This is a genomic window from Desulfurella sp. (genome assembly GCF_023256235.1).
Taxonomy (GTDB): domain Bacteria; phylum Campylobacterota_A; class Desulfurellia; order Desulfurellales; family Desulfurellaceae; genus Desulfurella.
The window spans coordinates 2,073-4,485 of sequence record NZ_JAGDWY010000047.1; the positions used below are offsets into that span (position 1 = coordinate 2,073).

The following is a 2,413-nucleotide window of genomic DNA, read 5'->3' on the forward strand; positions in this document are numbered from 1 at the left end:
CGCGATAAATCAGATACAGGTCGTGGGTTCTGAGCCCGCATTCAAGGACAGAAAATTTTCAAGTGAGGAAGCTGTTAGCGGTGCAATTTACTCCAAAACTTTAGCCGAATCGTCTAGCTTTATAAGCAAATGGGATGCAGACCCAGAATTAAAAATAATGATCACCGCAGCTACGCTTTTCAACTCAGGGGCTAAAGATATGGCGGAGAGGGCTAAACGACTTTCAGACGCAGATATACTAATGAATAGAATAAGGAGGCATCAGGAATGGAGAATGCTAAGATACTTGAACCCCCTAATTGCTTCAGTTCTTAATGGTATTTCCGGTAGTTATAACGAATATCTTATACCATTTACGGTGATAAATCAGAGATGGAAGCGGCCTATATATGAATCAATAACCGAAAAAATGATGCATGAACTGCATTTGGGAAAGGCTGAGGCAGCTTCGCTCATGGTTCCAATGTATGAATTTTTAATTAAAAGCGGAATTGTAGTTAACGATGATTTTAAAAAGGCCATGGTGTGAAACCATATACTAAATTGAGCAACCACATAAATTATACGAGCCTCATAAGGGAAATAGTAAGTAAAAGGGCCAGTGCAGTTTTTTTAAATGAGGGGGGTAGGTTGGGGGTTAAGTCAGATAAGGAAATTGATCATCCATATGCAAATGGAAACCCGTCGCTTGGGAATTTTGATATTTATACTGTGGATTTGGATGATACATTGTTTTATAACGAATATGCAATGGAGGTCTTCCCAGATTACATAATTGATATATGCAATTTTACCGGCTTGCATCCAGCGCAGGTAAAGAACTTAATTTATTCGGAGCATTATAGGAGGCTCTCTCTGGGAATATATACTGCCTTTGATTGGGAGGATATAATTTACAGCGTGGCCAAAAGGCTCAATGTAGAGAAAAGTTGGAATTTAGAAGAGCTGCAAGAAAAGTACTATACTCCAGGGAATATATTTTTGTTGAATGGTGCAATTGAGTTCCTGAAAGCCATAGATGGAAAAGCGATTGCTGCAACCAACGGCTTCAGCAAATATCAGCTCAAAATTTTGACAAAGTTAAATGTAAAGCAGTACTTTAAGCGAGTTCTGAGTCCAGATATAACACATTATACAAAGGGGAATATAAAATTCTACTCCGATTATGCTGACCTCAACAGGATTCATGTAGGCGACGATTATTTTTTTGATGTGGAGATACCTTTGCAGTCAGGCTCAAGTACATTATGGGTGTATGGCAGTGGCAAATTTCCTCTGGGTGGATTTGAGATCTTGCCAAGCGCAATGGCCCCTGATATCAACTCAGCAATCAGATTGCTCGGCAACCACTGAAAGCTTGCGGTCAATTATAAAGGTGGTGTCACGTCGGAAACAATCAATAAATTTATAAAAATAAGCTTTAAAATACACAATGGGCTTAAATTGTTAAAAGTTTATGGCAAAGTGGAAGACGGAACAAAGGCAGAAATTATGGGCTGGGTGCTCAGTATAAGGGAGCAAAAGACTCTGGCCTTTGTGATAGTAGTTGAAAACAGAAAACAGGTTCAGCTCGTAGTAAATGAAAGAAAACTACTGAATCGCATTAAACAGAATACCGTAATAAGTGCCTCGGGCATAATTAAAAAAACCGAAAAGGCACCAGGGGGTTTTGAAATACATGTAAGTGAAATGAAGGTAATTTCTAAGGTCAAGAAGGAACCACCATTCAATTTAATGACCAAGGATGTGCCGTCAATTGACCTGCGACTGGATAACAGGGCACTTGACCTAAGGAGGCCGTATAATCTTGACCTGTTTACACTTAGAGCCACAGTTATAAAGTCTGTGCGTGAGTACCTATATTCTCAGGGATTTCTTGAAGTTAACACCCCAAAGATAATCGCTTCAGCATCTGAGGGTGGGGCAGCGCTGTTTCCTCTTATGTATTATGATAAGCAGGCATTTCTTGCACAGAGCCCTCAGCTTTACAAGGAAGAGCTAACTATGCCATTTGAAAAAGTGTTTGAAATAGGGCCTATTTTTAGAGCAGAACCTTCAAGAACATTAAAGCATCTCAGTGAATCTGTGAGCCTTGATGTTGAAGCCGCGTTTTTATCAAATGATGACTTGATGAACCTAATTGATGGCTTAGTCAGAAACACAATAACAGATATCTGGAAAACTTCATATGAAATTTTAAAGCGCATAAAGGCGCCCGAACTTAAGCTTCCTGAACATATTAGCAGATTTAAATACAGCGAAATAATTGAATGGTTAAACAAAAATAACATCAAGCTTAACTTTGGTGATGACCTTGGACAGAAAGAACTTGAATTATTTGGAAGGCATGTAAATGGCTTTTACTTTATAACTGAGTGGCCAATTAAGCTAAAACCGTTTTATATAAAACCCA

General features: G+C 38.8%; 3 protein-coding genes. All 3 read left to right on the top strand.

Going from position 1 to position 2,413, the window contains the following annotated elements:
- A partial coding sequence (locus tag Q0C22_RS04795) for a hypothetical protein (RefSeq protein WP_291492306.1) occupies window positions 1-529 on the top strand: 529 nt, incomplete at its 5' end.
- Window positions 526-1,353, top strand: coding sequence for a hypothetical protein (locus Q0C22_RS04800; RefSeq protein ID WP_291492308.1), 828 nt, complete (start codon window positions 526-528; stop codon window positions 1,351-1,353). The genes Q0C22_RS04795 and Q0C22_RS04800, both read left to right, overlap by 4 nt.
- 90 nt (window positions 1,354-1,443) lie before the next feature.
- A partial coding sequence (locus tag Q0C22_RS04805) for an amino acid--tRNA ligase-related protein (RefSeq protein WP_291492310.1) occupies window positions 1,444-2,413 on the top strand: 970 nt, incomplete at its 3' end.